Here is a 15,150-nt window from a genome sequence, read left to right on the forward strand (position 1 = left end):
CCGGCGCCGTCGCGTCGGTTCCCAGGGAGATGAGTTCGGTTGTCGACCGCCATCCTCACCGGCCAACCGGTCCCCGGATCGTCGATCGAGACCGATCTGCGGTCACTGGGCTTCGACGTCCGGATCGCCGACGGCGCCGCCGACGTCGGGCCCCTGCTCGCCCAGGTTCCGGGTGAGCAGCGGGTCGCCGTCGTCGACGCGCGGTTCGTGGGCCATCCGCACGCGCTGCGGCTCGGCCTGACCGACCCCCGCTTCCCGCTCGCCGCGGTGCCCGGCGCCGTGACCGCGCAGCCCGCGGCCCGGTCGGCGCTGACCGCGGCCGTCGACCGGGAATACGCCACGAGCGGCGGCCCGGCACCGGCCGCCGCCCCGCTCGCCGACGGCCCGGCCGACGCCCCCGCCGACCACTTCGTCGACCGGGTCGTGACCGCCCTGGACGAGCAGGGCGCCGACGTCCGGCGCCCCGAGCTCGGCAGCCTGGTCGCCACGGTCCCCGGCGACCCGCAGACCCGCAACGAGGCACGACAGGCCGTCGCCGCCGTCGACGACGAGGCCGTACGCCTGAAGTCGGCCGTGAAGGCCCGCGACGGCTTCTTCACCACCTTCTGCATCAGCCCGTACTCGCGCTACATCGCCCGCTGGTGCGCCCGCCGCGGCCTCACCCCGAACCAGGTCACCACGGCCTCCCTGCTCACCGCGCTGATCGCGGCGGGCAGCGCGGCCACCGGCACCCGGGCCGGGTTCGTCGCGGCCGGCGTCCTGCTGATCGCGTCGTTCGTGCTGGACTGCACCGACGGCCAGCTCGCCCGCTACTCGCTCCAGTACTCGACGCTCGGCGCCTGGCTGGACGCCACCTTCGACCGCGCCAAGGAGTACGCGTACTACGCCGGTCTCGCCCTGGGCGCGGCCCGCGGCGGCGACGACGTCTGGGCCCTGGCCCTGGGCGCCATGGTGCTCCAGACCTGCCGGCACGTCGTGGACTTCTCCTTCAACGAGGCCAACCACGACGCCGACGCCAACACCAGCCCCACCGCGGCCCTCTCCGACCGGCTCGACAGCGTCGGCTGGACGGTCTGGCTGCGCCGGATGATAGTGCTGCCCATCGGCGAACGATGGGCCATGATCGCCGTCCTCACGGCACTGACGACCCCCCGCATCACCTTCTACGCGCTGCTGATCGGCTGCGCCTTCGCGGCGACGTACACCACGGCCGGCCGTGTGCTGCGCTCGGTGACCCGCAAGGCCAGGCGGACCGACCGGGCCGCGCGGGCGCTCGCCGACCTCGCGGACAGCGGGCCCCTGGTGGAGCTGGTGCTGCGCACCGCACGCGGTACGTACGCGCGGGCCGGGGTCTACGCCGCCGCGGCCGGCAGCGTCCTGGTGGCGGGCTCGGCGCTGCTCTGGGGCGCCGGCTGGCAGACCGTCCTGTGCGCTCTCGGTTACGTCCTGCTGTCCGCCGTCGCCGTCCAGCGCCCCCTCAAGGGCGCCCTCGACTGGCTGGTCCCCCCGCTGTTCCGGGCCGCCGAGTACGGCACCGTCCTGGTACTGGCGGCCAAAGCCGATGTGAACGGGGTCCTTCCGGCGGCTTTCGGACTGGTGGCCGCCGTCGCCTACCATCACTACGACACGGTGTACCGCATCCGCGGTGACGCCGGCGCGCCCCCGGCCTGGCTGGTGCGCGCGATCGGGGGCCACGAAGGCCGGACGCTGCTGGTGACCGTTCTGGCCCTGGCGCTCACCGCCTCGCAGTTCGGGGTCGCGCTCACGGTGCTCGCCGTGGCCGTCGCCCTGGTGGTGCTCTTCGAGAGCATCCGCTTCTGGGTGTCCGCCCACAAGGTCGGCGCACCCGCCGTACACGATGAAGGAGAACCCGCATGATCGGCCTCGTGCTGGCGGCCGGCGCCGGACGGCGTCTGCGCCCCTACACCGACAGCCTTCCCAAGGCTCTGGTGCCGGTGGGGCCCGCGGGCATAGAGGGCGAACCCACGGTCCTGGACCTCACCCTCGGCAACTTCGCCGAGATCGGTCTGACCGAGGTCGCGATCATCGTCGGCTACCGCAAGGAGGCCGTGTACGAGCGCAAGGCGGCCCTGGAGCGGAAGTACGGCCTGAAGCTCACCCTCATCGACAACGACAAGGCCGAGGAGTGGAACAACGCCTACTCCCTGTGGTGCGGCCGTGACGCCCTCAAGGACGGGGTGATCCTCGCCAACGGCGACACCGTCCACCCGGTCTCCGTGGAGAAGACGCTGCTCGCCGCGCGCGGCGACGGCAAGAAGATCATCCTCGCCGTGGACACCGTGAAGTCGCTGGCCGACGAGGAGATGAAGGTCGTCGTCGACACCGAGCGCGGCATGACGAAGATCACCAAGCTGATGGACCCCGCGGAGGCGAGCGGCGAGTACATCGGCGTCACCCTCATCGAGGGCGACGCCGCCGCCGAGCTCGCGGACGCCCTGAAGACGGTGTGGGAGACCGACCCGCAGCAGTTCTACGAGCACGGCTACCAGGAGCTCGTCGACCGCGGCTTCCGCATCGACGTGGCACCGATCGGCGACGTCAGCTGGGTCGAGATCGACAACCACGACGACCTCGCCAGGGGACGGGAGATCGCGTGCCGGTACTGACACGGCTGATCCCCTCGCCGGTCGTCGTGGACATCCGCCCGGGTGCCCTCGACGACCTGGGCTGCGTGCTCGCGGACGAGCGCGTCTCGCACTCCGGACGGCTCGCCGTCGCCGTCAGCGGCGGCTCGGGGGCCAGGCTGCGCGAGCGCGTCGCCCCCTCGCTGCCGGGTGCCACCTGGTACGAGGTCGGCGGGGGCACCCTCGACGACGCGATCCGGCTGGCCGGCGAGATCAAGGCCAGCCGCTACGACGCGGTCGTGGGCCTGGGCGGCGGCAAGATCATCGACTGCGCCAAGTTCGCCGCGGCGCGGGTCGGCCTTCCGCTGGTCGCCGTCCCGACGAACCTCGCGCACGACGGCCTGTGCTCGCCGGTCGCCACCCTCGACAACGACGCGGGCCGCGGCTCCTACGGGGTGCCGAACCCGATCGCGGTCGTCATCGACCTCGACGTCATCCGCGAGGCCCCGGTCCGCTTCGTCCGGGCCGGGATCGGCGACGCCGTCTCCAACATCTCGGCGATCGCCGACTGGGAGCTCGCCCACCGCGTCAAGGGCGAGAAGATCGACGGCCTGGCCGCCGCCATGGCCCGCCAGGCCGGCGAGGCGGTGCTGCGCCACCCCGGCGGCATCGGCGACAACGGCTTCCTCCAGGTACTGGCCGAGTCGCTGGTCCTCAGCGGTATCGCGATGTCGGTGTCGGGCGACTCCCGCCCGTCCTCCGGCGCGTGCCACGAGATCAACCACGCGTTCGACCTGCTGTTCCCCAAGCGCGCGGCCGCCCACGGCGAGCAGTGCGGACTGGGCGCGGCCTTCGCGATGTACCTGCGCGGCGCGCACGAGGAGTCGGCCTACATGGCCGAGGTCCTGCGCCGCCACGGGCTGCCGGTGCTGCCGGAGGAGATCGGCTTCACCACGGACGAGTTCGTCCGGGTCGTCGAGTTCGCCCCGGAGACCCGGCCCGGCCGCTACACGATCCTCGAACACCTCGAACTCAAGACCGACCAGATCAAGGACATCTACACCGACTATGTCAAGGCCATCGGTAGCTGAACTCCGTCCGGTCGTCCATCCCGAAGGGGTGAAGGACCGGCGCAGCGGTGAGCACTGGATGGGGCGCCTCTACATGCGCGAGGTGTCCCTGCGGGTCGACCGCTACCTGGTGAACACCAGGGTCACGCCCAACCAGCTCACGTACCTGATGACCGTCTTCGGCGTGCTCGCGGCCCCGGCGCTGCTGGTGCCGGGGATCTGGGGCGCCGTGCTCGGCGTGGTCTGCGTGCAGATGTACCTGCTGCTGGACTGCGTCGACGGCGAGATCGCGCGCTGGAAGAAGCAGTACTCGCTCGGCGGGGTCTACCTCGACCGGGTCGGCGCCTATCTCACCGACGCCGCCGTGCTGGTCGGCTTCGGGCTGCGCGCCGCCGACCTGTGGGGCGGCGGCCGCATCGACTGGCTGTGGGCCTTCCTCGGCACGCTGGCCGCCCTCGGCGCGATCCTGATCAAGGCCGAGACCGACCTCGTCGGTGTCGCCCGCCACCAGGGCGGACTGCCGCCCGTCAAGGAGGCGGCGTCCGAGCCGCGCTCGTCGGGCATGGCACTGGCCCGCCGGGCCGCGGCCGCGCTGAAGTTCCACCGGCTGATCCTCGGCATCGAGGCGTCCCTGCTGATCCTGGCCCTGGCGGTGCTGGACCAGGTGCGCGGCGACCTGTACTTCTCCCGGCTGGGCGTCGCGGTGCTCGCGGGCATCGCGCTGCTCCAGACCGTGCTGCACCTGGTGTCCGTCCTCGCGTCGAGCAGGCTGCGATGAACGGCCTGAAGGTCGGCGCGGTCGTCATCACCATGGGCAACCGGCCCGAGGAGCTCAAGGCCCTGATCGACTCGGTCGCCAAGCAGGAGGGCGACCTGGTCGAGGTGGTCGTCGTCGGCAACGGCTCGCCCGTGCCGGACGTCGGCGAGTTCTCGTCGGCCGTGCGCACGGTGGAGCTCCCCGAGAACCTCGGCATCCCCGGCGGCCGCAACACGGGCATCGAGGCCTTCGGCCCGGCCGGCCGCGACGTCGACATATTGCTGTTCCTCGACGACGACGGTCTGCTCGCCCAGCACGACACCGCCGAGCTGTGCCGGCAGGCCTTCGCGGCCGACCCCGAGCTGGGCATCATCAGCTTCCGTATCGCCGACCCGGACACCGGCGTCACCCAGCGCCGGCACGTGCCGCGGCTGCGCGCCGCCGACCCGATGCGCTCCTCCCGGGTCACCACCTTCCTCGGCGGCGCCAACGCGGTCCGTACGAAGGTCTTCGCCGAGGTCGGCGGGCTGCCGGACGAGTTCTTCTACGCGCACGAGGAGACCGACCTCGCGTGGCGGGCCCTCGACGCCGGCTGGATGATCGACTACCGCTCCGACATGGTGCTCTTCCACCCCACGACCGCGCCCTCGCGGCACGCCGTCTACCACCGGATGGTCGCGCGCAACCGGGTCTGGCTGGCCCGCCGCAACCTTCCCGCGCCCCTGGTCCCGGTCTATCTCGGCGTCTGGCTGCTGCTGACGCTGCTGCGCCGCCCCTCGCGGCCGGCCCTGAAGGCCTGGTTCGGCGGATTCAGGGAAGGCTGGACCACGGCCTGCGGACCCCGTCGCCCCATGAGGTGGCGTACGGTGTGGCGGCTGACCCGGTTGGGCCGGCCCCCGGTCATCTGACAAGCTCGTTCCCGACAGCGGAACCCGCCGCCGGCGGGTCCGGCTGTTTCCGGCCCGCGGAGGAGAGGTACGGCCGTGGCTGAGCAGGAGCGCCGGGACGACCGGCCCACCGTGATCGCGGACGACGTGCACATCGTGTACCGGGTCAGCGGCGCCAAGTCCGGCAAGGGCAGCGCCACCGCCGCGCTCAGCCGTATCGTCAAGCGCGGCGAGGCGCGGGGGGTGCGCAAGGTGCACGCCGTACGGGGTGTCTCCTTCGTCGCCTACCGGGGCGAGGCCATCGGTCTGATCGGCTCGAACGGTTCGGGCAAGTCGACCCTGCTGCGGGCCATCGCCGGTCTGCTGCCGCCGGAGAGCGGCCGGGTCTACACCGACGGCCAGCCCTCGCTGCTCGGCGTCAACGCGGCCCTGATGGGCGACCTCACCGGCGAGCGGAACGTCATCCTGGGCGGTCTCGCCATGGGCATGTCCCGTGAGGAGATCAAGGAGCGCTACCAGTCGATCGTCGACTTCTCCGGCATCAACGAGAAGGGCGACTTCATCAGCCTGCCGATGCGCACCTACTCCTCCGGCATGGGCGCCCGGCTGCGCTTCGCCATCGCCGCCGCCAAGGACCACGACGTCCTGATGATCGACGAGGCGCTGGCCACCGGCGACCGCAAGTTCCAGATCCGCTCCGAGGAGCGCATCCGCGAGCTGCGCAAGGAGGCCGGCACGGTCTTCCTGGTCAGCCACAGCAACAAGTCCATCCGCGACACCTGCGACCGCGTGCTGTGGCTGGAACGCGGCGAGCTGCGGATGGACGGACCAACCGACGAGGTCCTCAAGGAGTACGAGAAGTTCACGGGCAAGTAGTCCGTGTCGCCCGGGGCCCCGCCGGAACTGTCCGGCGGGGCCCCGCGTCTGCAAAGGAAACGTCAACTCCGGCCCGGCGCAGGAATCTTGACGTCAATCGGTGTGTTGTTGTGATGTGCAGGACACCCCCGAGAACCGCACCGCGTTGTACAACGTAAGCTGTACTGGTCCCGAAACACGGCAAGTGGGGCGATAATGCGCGACAGCCTCTTTGCGGGTGGCCGCGCGGACGGCCGGGCGGCGTGTCCGAAATAGTATGCATGGGGTCGTCGGTGTAGAACGGGAGATGTGACGGCAATGGCTACGGAAACTCCCCAGCTCAGCGCAGCATGTGCCGTCTTCGCCCGGGGCAGTCGGCGGTGACGGGAACCGATACGGCCCGCACCGGGGACCCGGAGCGCGGCACGCTCGACAAGGCCGCGGACGAGAACTTCCCCGTGGCCCCCTTCTTCCTGCCCAGGGCCTGGCGCACCGACCTCATGGCCGTCTACGGCTTCGCCCGTCTCGTCGACGACATCGGCGACGGCGACCTCGCGCCCGGCGGCGCGGACGCCCGGCTGCTCGGCGTGTCGGCCGAGGCGGCCGAGGACCGGCTCGTCCTGCTGGACGCCTTCGAGGCCGACCTCCACCGGGTCTTCGAGGCCACCCCGCGCCACCCCCTGCTGCGCCGCCTCCAGCCGACCGTCCGCCGCCACGCGCTGACCCCCGAGCCGTTCCTCGGCCTGATCGCCGCCAACCGCCAGGACCAGCTCGTCCGCCGCTACGAGACCCATGACGACCTGCTCGCCTACTGCGAGCTGTCCGCCAACCCCGTCGGACGCCTCGTCCTCGCCGTCACCGGCACCTCGACCCCCGAGCGGATCCGCCGCTCCGACGCGATCTGCACGGCGCTGCAGATCGTCGAGCACCTCCAGGACGTGACCGAGGACCTCGGCCGCGACCGCATCTACCTGCCCGCACAGGACATGAAGCGCTTTCACGTCCGGGAGGCGGATCTCGCCACGGCCACCGCGGGCGCATCGGTGCGCGCACTGGTCGCATACGAAGCACAACGCGCCCGCGATCTCCTGAATGAAGGCGCCCCTCTGGTGGGTAGCGTCCACGGCAGATTGAGGCTGCTGCTCGCGGGGTTCGTGGCGGGGGGAAGGGCGGCGGTCCGAGCGATCGCCGCCGCCGAATACGACGTACTTCCCGGCCCGCCCAAGCCCGGCAAGCTCCAGTTGCTGCGCGAGGCGGGCGTCACTCTGCGAGGAGAGAGGTGATCCGGGCCGTGGAGTCGGAACAGCACGTGTCCGCACCGGTACTCGCCGCCTACAGCTACTGCGAGGCAGTGACCGGACAGCAGGCGCGCAACTTCGCCTACGGCATCAGGCTGCTGCCGACGCCCAAGCGCCGTGCCATGTCGGCGCTGTACGCGTTCTCGCGCCGTGTCGACGACATCGGCGACGGCTCGCTGGCCGACGACGTCAAGGTGGCCCGTCTGGAGGACACCCGGGCGCTGCTGACCCGGATCCGCGAGGGGGCGGTCGAGGAGGACGACACCGACCCGGTGGCCGTCGCCCTCACCCATGCCGCCCGCGCCTTCCCGATCCCGCTGGGCGGCCTGGACGAGCTGATCGACGGCGTGCAGATGGACGCACGCGGCGAGACCTACGAGACCTGGGACGACCTCAAGGTCTACTGCCGGTGCGTGGCCGGCGCGATCGGACGGCTCTCCCTCGGGGTGTTCGGCACCGAGCCCGGCGCGCGTGGCGCCGAACGCGCACCGGAGTACGCCGACACGCTCGGGCTCGCGCTGCAACTCACCAACATCCTCCGGGACGTCCGCGAGGACGCCGAGGGCGGCCGCACCTACCTGCCCGCCGACGACCTCGCGAAGTTCGGCTGCTCGGCCGGGTTCGACGGACCGACACCGCCCGAGGGCTCCGACTTCGCGGGCCTGGTGCACTTCGAGGTGCGCCGGGCGCGCGCGCTGTTCGCCGAGGGCTACGGGCTGCTGCCCATGCTCGACCGGCGCAGCGGCGCCTGCGTGGCCGCCATGGCCGGCATCTACCGGCGCCTGCTCGACCGCATCGAGCGCGACCCGGGGGCCGTGCTGCGCGGCCGGGTCTCGCTGCCCGGACGGGAGAAGGCCTACGTCGCCGTGCGCGGACTGTCCGGACTCGACGCCCGGCACGTCTCCCGGCGCACCCTCAGGAGGCGCGCCTGATGGACAGCGTGGGCGAAGGTGACTCCGCCGCGGAAATGCGGCACGCAACCCTCCGGCCGGGCGCGGCGTCCCTGACTGCAACGGCCTGTCGTGCACGGTTCCAGCGGCGCGACCGGGCCGCAGGGGAGGGTGCACGATGAGCGACGCACAGCGGTCCGGGCCGCCCGCGGGCGCCGGACCGGCGACCGGGCGGGACGCCGTCGTGGTCGGCGGCGGACTGGCCGGGGTCACCGCAGCCCTCGCGCTCGCCGACGCGGGAGTGCGCGTCACCCTGCTGGAGGGCCGGCCCAGACTCGGCGGCCTCGCCTTCTCGTTCCGGCGCGGCGAGCTGACCGTCGACAACGGACAGCACGTCTTCCTGCGCTGCTGCACCGCCTACCGGTGGTTCCTGGAGCGCATCGAGGGGACCGCGCTGGCACCCTTGCAGGATCGTCTCGACGTGCCCGTTCTCGACCTGGACCGGCCCGCGGGCCGCCGGCTGGGCAGACTCCGGCGCGACGCGCTGCCGGTGCCCCTGCATCTCGGCCGCAGCCTGGCGACGTATCCGCATCTCTCGCTCGCCGAGCGGGCCCGGGTCGGCCGTGCCGCACTCGCGCTCAAGGGACTCGACCTCGCCGATCCCGCCCTGGACACCCAGGACTTCGGGACCTGGCTCGCCGCGCACGGTCAGTCGCCGCGCGCCGTCGAGGCACTGTGGGACCTGGTGGGGGTCGCCACCCTCAACGCGGTGGCCCAGGACGCGTCCCTCGGGCTCGCCGCGATGGTGTTCAAGACCGGTCTGCTGTCCGACCCGGGCGCCGCCGACATCGGCTGGGCGCACGTCCCGCTGGGCGAACTGCACGACCGCCTCGCCCGCAAGGCGCTCGACTCCGCGGGCGTCCGTACCGAGGTCCGTACACGCGTCACCTCCGTCTCCCGCAACGAAAACGGGCGGTGGAGCGTTCAGGTTCCCGGCGAGACGCTGGAGGCCGACGCGGTCGTGCTCGCCACCGCCCAGCGCGAGGCCCACGACCTGCTGCCGGCCGGCGCCCTCGACGACCCCGGCCGGCTGCTGGAGATCGGCACCGCGCCCATCCTCAACGTCCACGTCGTGTACGACCGCAAGGTGCTCGACACCCCCTTCCTCGCGGCCCTCGGCACCCCGGTGCAGTGGGTCTTCGACCGTACGGCCGCCTCCGGGCTGCGCGCGGGCCAGTACCTCGCGCTCTCCCAGTCGGCCGCGCAGGACGAGATCGACGCGCCCGTCGCCGCCCTGCGCGAGCGCTACCTGCCCGAGCTGGAGCGGCTGCTGCCCGGCACCCGGGCGGCAGTCGTACGGGACTTCTTCGTCACCCGGGAGCGCACGGCCACGTTCGCCCCCGCCCCCGGCGTCGGGCGGCTGCGCCCCGGCGCCCGTACCCGAGCCCCCGGCCTGTACCTGGCCGGCGCGTGGACCGCCACAGGGTGGCCCGCGACCATGGAGAGTGCGGTCCGAAGCGGTGTGAGCGCGGCGGACGCCGCGCTCGGCGCCCTGGGCCGGCCCCGCCCCCACCACCTCTTCGCTGTCGAGGAGGCGGCCTGATGCTCGATCAGCACGGCCCGGCAGGCCCCCGCACCCCTGGCACCGCAACAAGAGGAGAAACTGTGCCCACTGTGCCCCCGGCCTCGACGGCTGCCGACGCGGTGGACGTGACCGCGCTCCTGGAGCGCGGCCGAACCCTGGCCACACCGGTGCTGCGCGCGGCCGTCGACCGCCTGGCGCCGCCCATGGACACCGTCTCGGCCTACCACTTCGGCTGGATCGACGCCCAGGGCAACCCCACGGCGGGCGACGGCGGAAAGGCCGTACGCCCCGCGCTCGCCGTGCTCTCCGCCGAGGTCACCGGAGCCGCTCCCGAGGTCGGCGTGCCCGGCGCGGTGGCCGTGGAACTCGTCCACAACTTCTCGCTCCTGCACGACGACCTCATGGACGGCGACGAGCAGCGCCGCCACCGCGACACCGTCTGGAAGGTGCACGGCCCCGCCCAGGCGATCCTCGTCGGCGACGCCCTGTTCGCCCTCGCCAACGAGGTCCTGCTGGAGCTCGGCACCGTCGAGGCCGGCCGGGCCACCCGCCGCCTGACCGCCGCCAGCCGCGCCCTGATCGACGGCCAGGCCCAGGACATCTCCTACGAGCACCGCGACCGCGTCAGCGTCGAGGAGTGCCTGGAGATGGAGGGCAACAAGACCGGCGCCCTGCTGGCCTGCGCCAGCTCCATCGGCGCGGTGCTCGGCGGCGCGGACGACCGCACCGCCGACACCCTGGAGCGCTACGGCTACCACCTCGGCCTGGCCTTCCAGGCCGTCGACGACCTCCTCGGCATCTGGGGCGACCCGGAGGCCACCGGCAAGCAGACCTGGAGCGACCTGCGCCAGCGCAAGAAGTCCCTGCCGGTCGTGGCCGCCCTCGCGGCGGACGGTTCCGCCTCGACGCGGCTGGGCGAGATCCTCGCCGCCGACGCCAAGAGCAGCGACTTCGCGAACTTCTCCGAGGAGGAGTTCGCGGCCCGCGCCGCGCTCATCGAGGAGGCGGGCGGCCGCGAGTGGACCGCCCAGGAGGCGCGCCGGCAGCACACCATCGCCATCGAGGCGCTGAACGCCGTCGACATGCCCGAGCAGGTACGGGCCCGGTTCACGGCGCTCGCCGACTTCGTCGTCGTACGAAAGAGATGATCACTATCGGTCGAATAGCCCTCGCGTAGTCGCCGGCCGGTGTCGCGGGTAGCGGCACACCGGCCGACGGCGGACCCACAGCAGCACGACTCGTACGACTGCACGAAGGGGAAGCCATGACAGCGACGACCGACGGAAGTCCCGGGGCCCTGCCGCCCCGTGCTGCCGCGGCCAGCGAAACCGACGTCACCATCCCCGCGGCGGCCGGGGTACAAGAAGCCGCCGAAGGCGCCGTGCGGCGCGCCACCGACTTCCTGCTCGCCAGGCAGGACGCCGAGGGCTGGTGGAAGGGCGACCTCGAGACCAACGTCACGATGGACGCCGAGGACCTGCTGCTGCGTCAGTTCCTGGGCATCGAAGACGAGTTGACGACCAAGGCGGCCGGGCTCTTCATCCGGGGCGAGCAGCGCGAGGACGGCACCTGGGCCGGCTTCTACGGCGGTCCGGGCGAACTCTCCACCACCATCGAGGCGTACGTCGCCCTGCGGCTGGCCGGGGACGCGCCCGACGAACCGCACATGGCGAAGGCGTCGGCCTGGATCCGCGACCGGGGAGGCATCGCCGCCGCCCGCGTCTTCACCCGGATCTGGCTCGCCCTGTTCGGCTGGTGGAAGTGGGAGGACCTGCCCGAACTCCCGCCGGAGATCATCTACTTCCCCAAGTGGGTCCCGCTCAACATCTACGACTTCGGCTGCTGGGCCCGGCAGACCATCGTCCCGCTGACGATCGTCTCCGCCAAGCGCCCGGTGCGCCCGGCGCCCTTCCCGCTCGACGAACTGCACACCGACCCCGCCCGTCCCAACCCGCGCGGACCGCTGGCCCCGGCGGCGAGCTGGGACGGCGCCTTCCAGCGGCTCGACAAGGCCCTGCACGCGCTGCGCCGGGTCGCGCCGCGCCGACTGCGCCGCGCGGCCCTGAACTCGGCGGCCCGCTGGATCGTCGAACGGCAGGAGAACGACGGCTGCTGGGGCGGCATCCAGCCGCCGGCCGTGTACTCGGTCATCGCGCTGTACCTGCTCGGCTACGACCTCCAGCACCCCGTGATGCGCGCGGGCCTGGAGTCGCTGGACCGGTTCGCCGTCTGGCGCGAGGACGGCGCCCGGATGATCGAGGCCTGCCAGTCCCCGGTGTGGGACACCTGCCTGGCCGCCATCGCCCTCGCCGACGCCGGGCTGCCCGCCGACCATCCGCAACTCGTCAAGGCCGCCGACTGGATGCTCGGCGAGCAGGTCGTGCGGCCCGGCGACTGGTCGGTCAAGCGGCCCGGACTCCCGCCGGGCGGCTGGGCGTTCGAGTTCCACAACGACAACTACCCCGACATGGACGACACCGCCGAGGTCGTCCTCGCGCTGCGCCGCATCCGTCACCACGACCCCGAGCGGGTCGAGAAGGCGATCGGACGCGGGGTGCGCTGGAACCTCGGGATGCAGTCGAAGAACGGCGCCTGGGGCGCCTTCGACGTCGACAACACCAGCCCGTTCCCCAACCGGCTGCCGTTCTGCGACTTCGGCGAGGTCGTCGACCCGCCGTCGGCGGACGTCACCGCGCACGTCGTCGAGATGCTCGCGGTCGAGGGCCTCGCCCACGACCCGCGCACCCGGCGCGGCATCCAATGGCTGCTGGCCGCGCAGGAGCCGAACGGCTCGTGGTTCGGACGCTGGGGCGTCAACTACGTCTACGGCACCGGCTCGGTGGTGCCCGCGCTGACCGCCGCCGGCCTGCCCACCGCGCACCCGGCGATCCGCCGGGCCGTCCTGTGGCTGGAGTCGGTCCAGAACGACGACGGCGGCTGGGGCGAGGACCTGCGCTCCTACCAGGACAGCAGGGAGTGGAGCGGCAAGGGCGCCTCCACCGCCTCGCAGACCGCCTGGGCGCTGATGGCGCTGCTCGCGGCGGGGGAGCGCGCCTCCAAGGCCGTGGAACGCGCCGTCGAGTGGCTCGTGACCACCCAGCGGGCGGACGGCTCCTGGGACGAGCCGTACTTCACCGGCACCGGCTTCCCCTGGGACTTCTCCATCAACTACCACCTCTACCGGCAGGTGTTCCCGCTCACCGCGCTCGGCCGGTACCTGCACGGCGATCCCTTCTCCGAGGCCGAGGGGGGCTGATGAGCGCCAAGTCCGCCCCGGCCCCGATGCTGATCGCCTGCGCGCTCGGCATCGAGCACCTCGCGCTGCGGACCAGCGACCGCAGCGGCGCGGACGGCCCGGTCACCGTGCTGCGTACGGGCATGGGTCCCAGGGCGGCCGAACGCTCGGTGACCCGGGTGCTGGCCGAGGCGCCGCTGACCGAGGCCGCCGTGCTGGCCACCGGCTTCTGCGCGGGGCTCGCCCCGGGGATGCACCCCGGCGATCTGGTGGTCGCCGAGGAGACCCGGGACCCGCGCGGAAACGTTCCGTGCGTGGGTACCGACCTGCTGGTCAAGGAGCTGGCGCGCACCCTGCCCGGACGCACCGTCCACACCGGGCCGCTCATCGGCTCCGACCACGTCGTCCGCGGGCCGGAGCGGTCCGCCCTGCTCGCCACCGGCGCGATCGCGGTCGACATGGAGTCGGCCGCCACGCTCCTGAGCGCCGTACGGGCGGGCGAGCGCCCGGTTGCGGCCGTACGGGTGGTCGTGGACGCCCCCGAACATGAACTCGTCCGGATCGGCACGGTACGCGGTGGAATATCGGCCTTCCGCGTCCTTCGTTCCGTACTTCCCGCGTTTTTCGAATGGCACCGTTCTTTGCTGCTCCCCCGGAGGTGAGCCCAGATGGCCATGCCGCTGCGTCAGTCCATCAAGGTCGCTACATACCTGGCCGAACAGAAGCTCCGCAAGCGGGACAAGTTCCCGCTGATCGTGGAGCTGGAACCGCTCTTCGCGTGCAACCTGAAGTGCGAGGGCTGCGGCAAGATCCAGCATCCGGCAGGCGTCCTCAAGCAGCGGATGCCGGTCGCGCAGGCCGTCGGGGCGGTGCTCGAATCCGGTGCTCCCATGGTGTCCATCGCCGGCGGCGAGCCGTTGATGCACCCTCAGATCGACGAGATCGTGCGCCAGTTGGTGGCCAGGAGGAAGTACGTCTTCCTCTGCACCAACGCGATGCTGCTGCGCAAGAAGATGGAGAAGTTCACCCCCTCCCCCTACTTCGCCTTCGCGGTGCACATCGACGGGCTGCGTGAGCGGCACGACGAATCGGTGGCGAAGGAAGGTGTGTTCGACGAGGCCGTGGCGGCCATCAAGGAGGCCAAGCGGCGCGGCTTCCGGGTGACCACCAACTCCACCTTCTTCAACACCGACACCCCGCAGACCATCATCGAGGTGCTCAACTTCCTCAACGACGACCTCAAGGTCGACGAGATGATGATCTCGCCCGCCTACGCCTACGAGAAGGCGCCCGACCAGGAGCACTTCCTGGGCGTGGAGCAGACCCGCGAGCTGTTCAAGAAGGCCTTCGCGGGCGGCAACCGGCGCAAGTGGCGGCTCAACCACTCCCCGCTCTTCCTGGACTTCCTGGAGGGCAAGGTCGACTTCCCGTGCACCGCCTGGGCGATCCCGAACTACTCCCTGTTCGGCTGGCAGCGCCCCTGCTACCTGATGAGCGACGGGTACGTGCCGACGTACCGCGAGCTGATCGAGGACACCGACTGGGACAAGTACGGCCGCGGCAAGGACCCGCGCTGCGCCAACTGCATGGCGCACTGCGGCTACGAGCCCACCGCCGTGCTCGCCACCATGGGATCGCTGAAGGAGTCGTTGCGCGCCATGCGCGAGACGGTCTCCGGAAACCGCGAGTGATGCCATGACGGCCATCTCCTTGGGCGTTCCCGAGGTGCCGGCCCGGCCGATCGCCCCGCGGCGCGCGTCGCGGCGGATCGACGTCGGGCCGGTGGCCGTCGGGGGCGACGCGCCGGTGTCGGTGCAGTCGATGACGACGACGCGGACGTCGGACATCGGTGCGACGTTGCAGCAGATCGCGGAGCTGACGGCGTCGGGCTGCCAGATCGTGCGGGTGGCGTGTCCGACGCAGGACGACGCGGACGCGCTGGCGACGATCGCGCGCAAGTCGCAGATCCCGGTGATCGCGGACATCCA

Annotated in this window: 15 protein-coding genes; all 15 read left to right on the top strand. The window is 72.0% G+C overall.

Annotated features, from left to right (window positions below):
* Positions 1-39: 39 nt before the first annotated feature.
* A complete protein-coding gene (locus ACZ60B_RS38265) occupies positions 40-1,878 on the top strand; it encodes a DUF5941 domain-containing protein (protein ID WP_469395563.1) in 1,839 nt (612 codons plus the stop codon).
* Positions 1,875-2,627: a phosphocholine cytidylyltransferase family protein gene (locus ACZ60B_RS38270; protein ID WP_469395565.1), complete on the top strand. Its 753-nt coding sequence runs from the start codon at positions 1,875-1,877 to the stop codon at positions 2,625-2,627. The genes ACZ60B_RS38265 and ACZ60B_RS38270 overlap by 4 nt, the downstream gene beginning before the upstream one ends.
* Complete coding sequence (locus ACZ60B_RS38275) at positions 2,615-3,676, top strand: iron-containing alcohol dehydrogenase family protein (RefSeq protein ID WP_469395567.1); 1,062 nt, start codon at positions 2,615-2,617, stop codon at positions 3,674-3,676. The genes ACZ60B_RS38270 and ACZ60B_RS38275 overlap by 13 nt, the downstream gene beginning before the upstream one ends.
* Positions 3,654-4,433, top strand: a complete 780-nt coding sequence (locus ACZ60B_RS38280) for a CDP-alcohol phosphatidyltransferase family protein (RefSeq protein ID WP_469395569.1) — start codon at positions 3,654-3,656, stop codon at positions 4,431-4,433. The genes ACZ60B_RS38275 and ACZ60B_RS38280 overlap by 23 nt, the downstream gene beginning before the upstream one ends.
* Positions 4,430-5,320, top strand: coding sequence for a glycosyltransferase family 2 protein (locus ACZ60B_RS38285; protein WP_469395572.1), 891 nt, complete (start codon positions 4,430-4,432; stop codon positions 5,318-5,320). The genes ACZ60B_RS38280 and ACZ60B_RS38285 overlap by 4 nt, the downstream gene beginning before the upstream one ends.
* A 75-nt stretch (positions 5,321-5,395) precedes the next feature.
* Positions 5,396-6,175 carry an ABC transporter ATP-binding protein gene (locus ACZ60B_RS38290; RefSeq protein ID WP_469395574.1) on the top strand — a complete coding sequence of 260 codons (780 nt, stop codon included), beginning with the start codon at positions 5,396-5,398 and terminating at the stop codon, positions 6,173-6,175.
* A 359-nt stretch (positions 6,176-6,534) separates the two neighbouring features.
* Positions 6,535-7,437, top strand: a complete 903-nt coding sequence (hpnC, locus tag ACZ60B_RS38295; protein WP_469395576.1) for a squalene synthase HpnC — start codon at positions 6,535-6,537, stop codon at positions 7,435-7,437.
* Positions 7,434-8,384, top strand: coding sequence for a presqualene diphosphate synthase HpnD (hpnD, locus tag ACZ60B_RS38300; protein WP_469395579.1), 951 nt, complete (start codon positions 7,434-7,436; stop codon positions 8,382-8,384). The genes hpnC and hpnD overlap by 4 nt, the downstream gene beginning before the upstream one ends.
* Before the next feature lie 35 nt (positions 8,385-8,419).
* Positions 8,420-8,524 (top strand): DUF6380 family protein, encoded by a 105-nt coding sequence (locus ACZ60B_RS38305; protein ID WP_469395592.1) that lies wholly within the window; start codon positions 8,420-8,422, stop codon positions 8,522-8,524.
* The gene (gene hpnE, locus ACZ60B_RS38310) at positions 8,521-9,945 is read left to right on the top strand and encodes a hydroxysqualene dehydroxylase HpnE (RefSeq protein WP_469395581.1); all 1,425 of its coding nucleotides are present in this window, start codon (positions 8,521-8,523) and stop codon (positions 9,943-9,945) included. The genes ACZ60B_RS38305 and hpnE overlap by 4 nt, the downstream gene beginning before the upstream one ends.
* A 71-nt stretch (positions 9,946-10,016) precedes the next feature.
* Positions 10,017-11,075, top strand: a complete 1,059-nt coding sequence (locus ACZ60B_RS38315) for a polyprenyl synthetase family protein (RefSeq protein ID WP_469395594.1) — start codon at positions 10,017-10,019, stop codon at positions 11,073-11,075.
* 116 nt (positions 11,076-11,191) lie between these two features.
* Complete coding sequence (gene shc, locus ACZ60B_RS38320; protein ID WP_469395583.1) at positions 11,192-13,183, top strand: squalene--hopene cyclase; 1,992 nt, start codon at positions 11,192-11,194, stop codon at positions 13,181-13,183.
* Positions 13,183-13,824, top strand: coding sequence for a phosphorylase family protein (locus ACZ60B_RS38325; RefSeq protein WP_469395585.1), 642 nt, complete (start codon positions 13,183-13,185; stop codon positions 13,822-13,824). Before shc ends, ACZ60B_RS38325 begins: the two co-directional genes overlap by 1 nt.
* 6 nt (positions 13,825-13,830) lie before the next feature.
* Complete coding sequence (hpnH, locus tag ACZ60B_RS38330) at positions 13,831-14,853, top strand: adenosyl-hopene transferase HpnH (protein WP_392608682.1); 1,023 nt, start codon at positions 13,831-13,833, stop codon at positions 14,851-14,853.
* A 4-nt stretch (positions 14,854-14,857) separates the two neighbouring features.
* A partial coding sequence (locus ACZ60B_RS38335; RefSeq protein WP_469395588.1) for a flavodoxin-dependent (E)-4-hydroxy-3-methylbut-2-enyl-diphosphate synthase occupies positions 14,858-15,150 on the top strand: 293 nt, incomplete at its 3' end.

This window comes from Streptomyces sp. NPDC104096, assembly GCF_055584385.1.

Coding starts and splice junctions, on each gene's coding strand:
- ACZ60B_RS38325 (WP_469395585.1), top strand. CDS start 13,183: ATGAGCGCCAAGTCCGCCCCGGCCCCGATGCTGATCGCCTGCGCGCTC.
- shc (WP_469395583.1), top strand. CDS start 11,192: ATGACAGCGACGACCGACGGAAGTCCCGGGGCCCTGCCGCCCCGTGCT.
- ACZ60B_RS38305 (WP_469395592.1), top strand. CDS start 8,420: ATGCGGCACGCAACCCTCCGGCCGGGCGCGGCGTCCCTGACTGCAACG.
- ACZ60B_RS38285 (WP_469395572.1), top strand. CDS start 4,430: ATGAACGGCCTGAAGGTCGGCGCGGTCGTCATCACCATGGGCAACCGG.
- ACZ60B_RS38270 (WP_469395565.1), top strand. CDS start 1,875: ATGATCGGCCTCGTGCTGGCGGCCGGCGCCGGACGGCGTCTGCGCCCC.
- hpnH (WP_392608682.1), top strand. CDS start 13,831: ATGGCCATGCCGCTGCGTCAGTCCATCAAGGTCGCTACATACCTGGCC.
- hpnE (WP_469395581.1), top strand. CDS start 8,521: ATGAGCGACGCACAGCGGTCCGGGCCGCCCGCGGGCGCCGGACCGGCG.
- ACZ60B_RS38280 (WP_469395569.1), top strand. CDS start 3,654: ATGTCAAGGCCATCGGTAGCTGAACTCCGTCCGGTCGTCCATCCCGAA.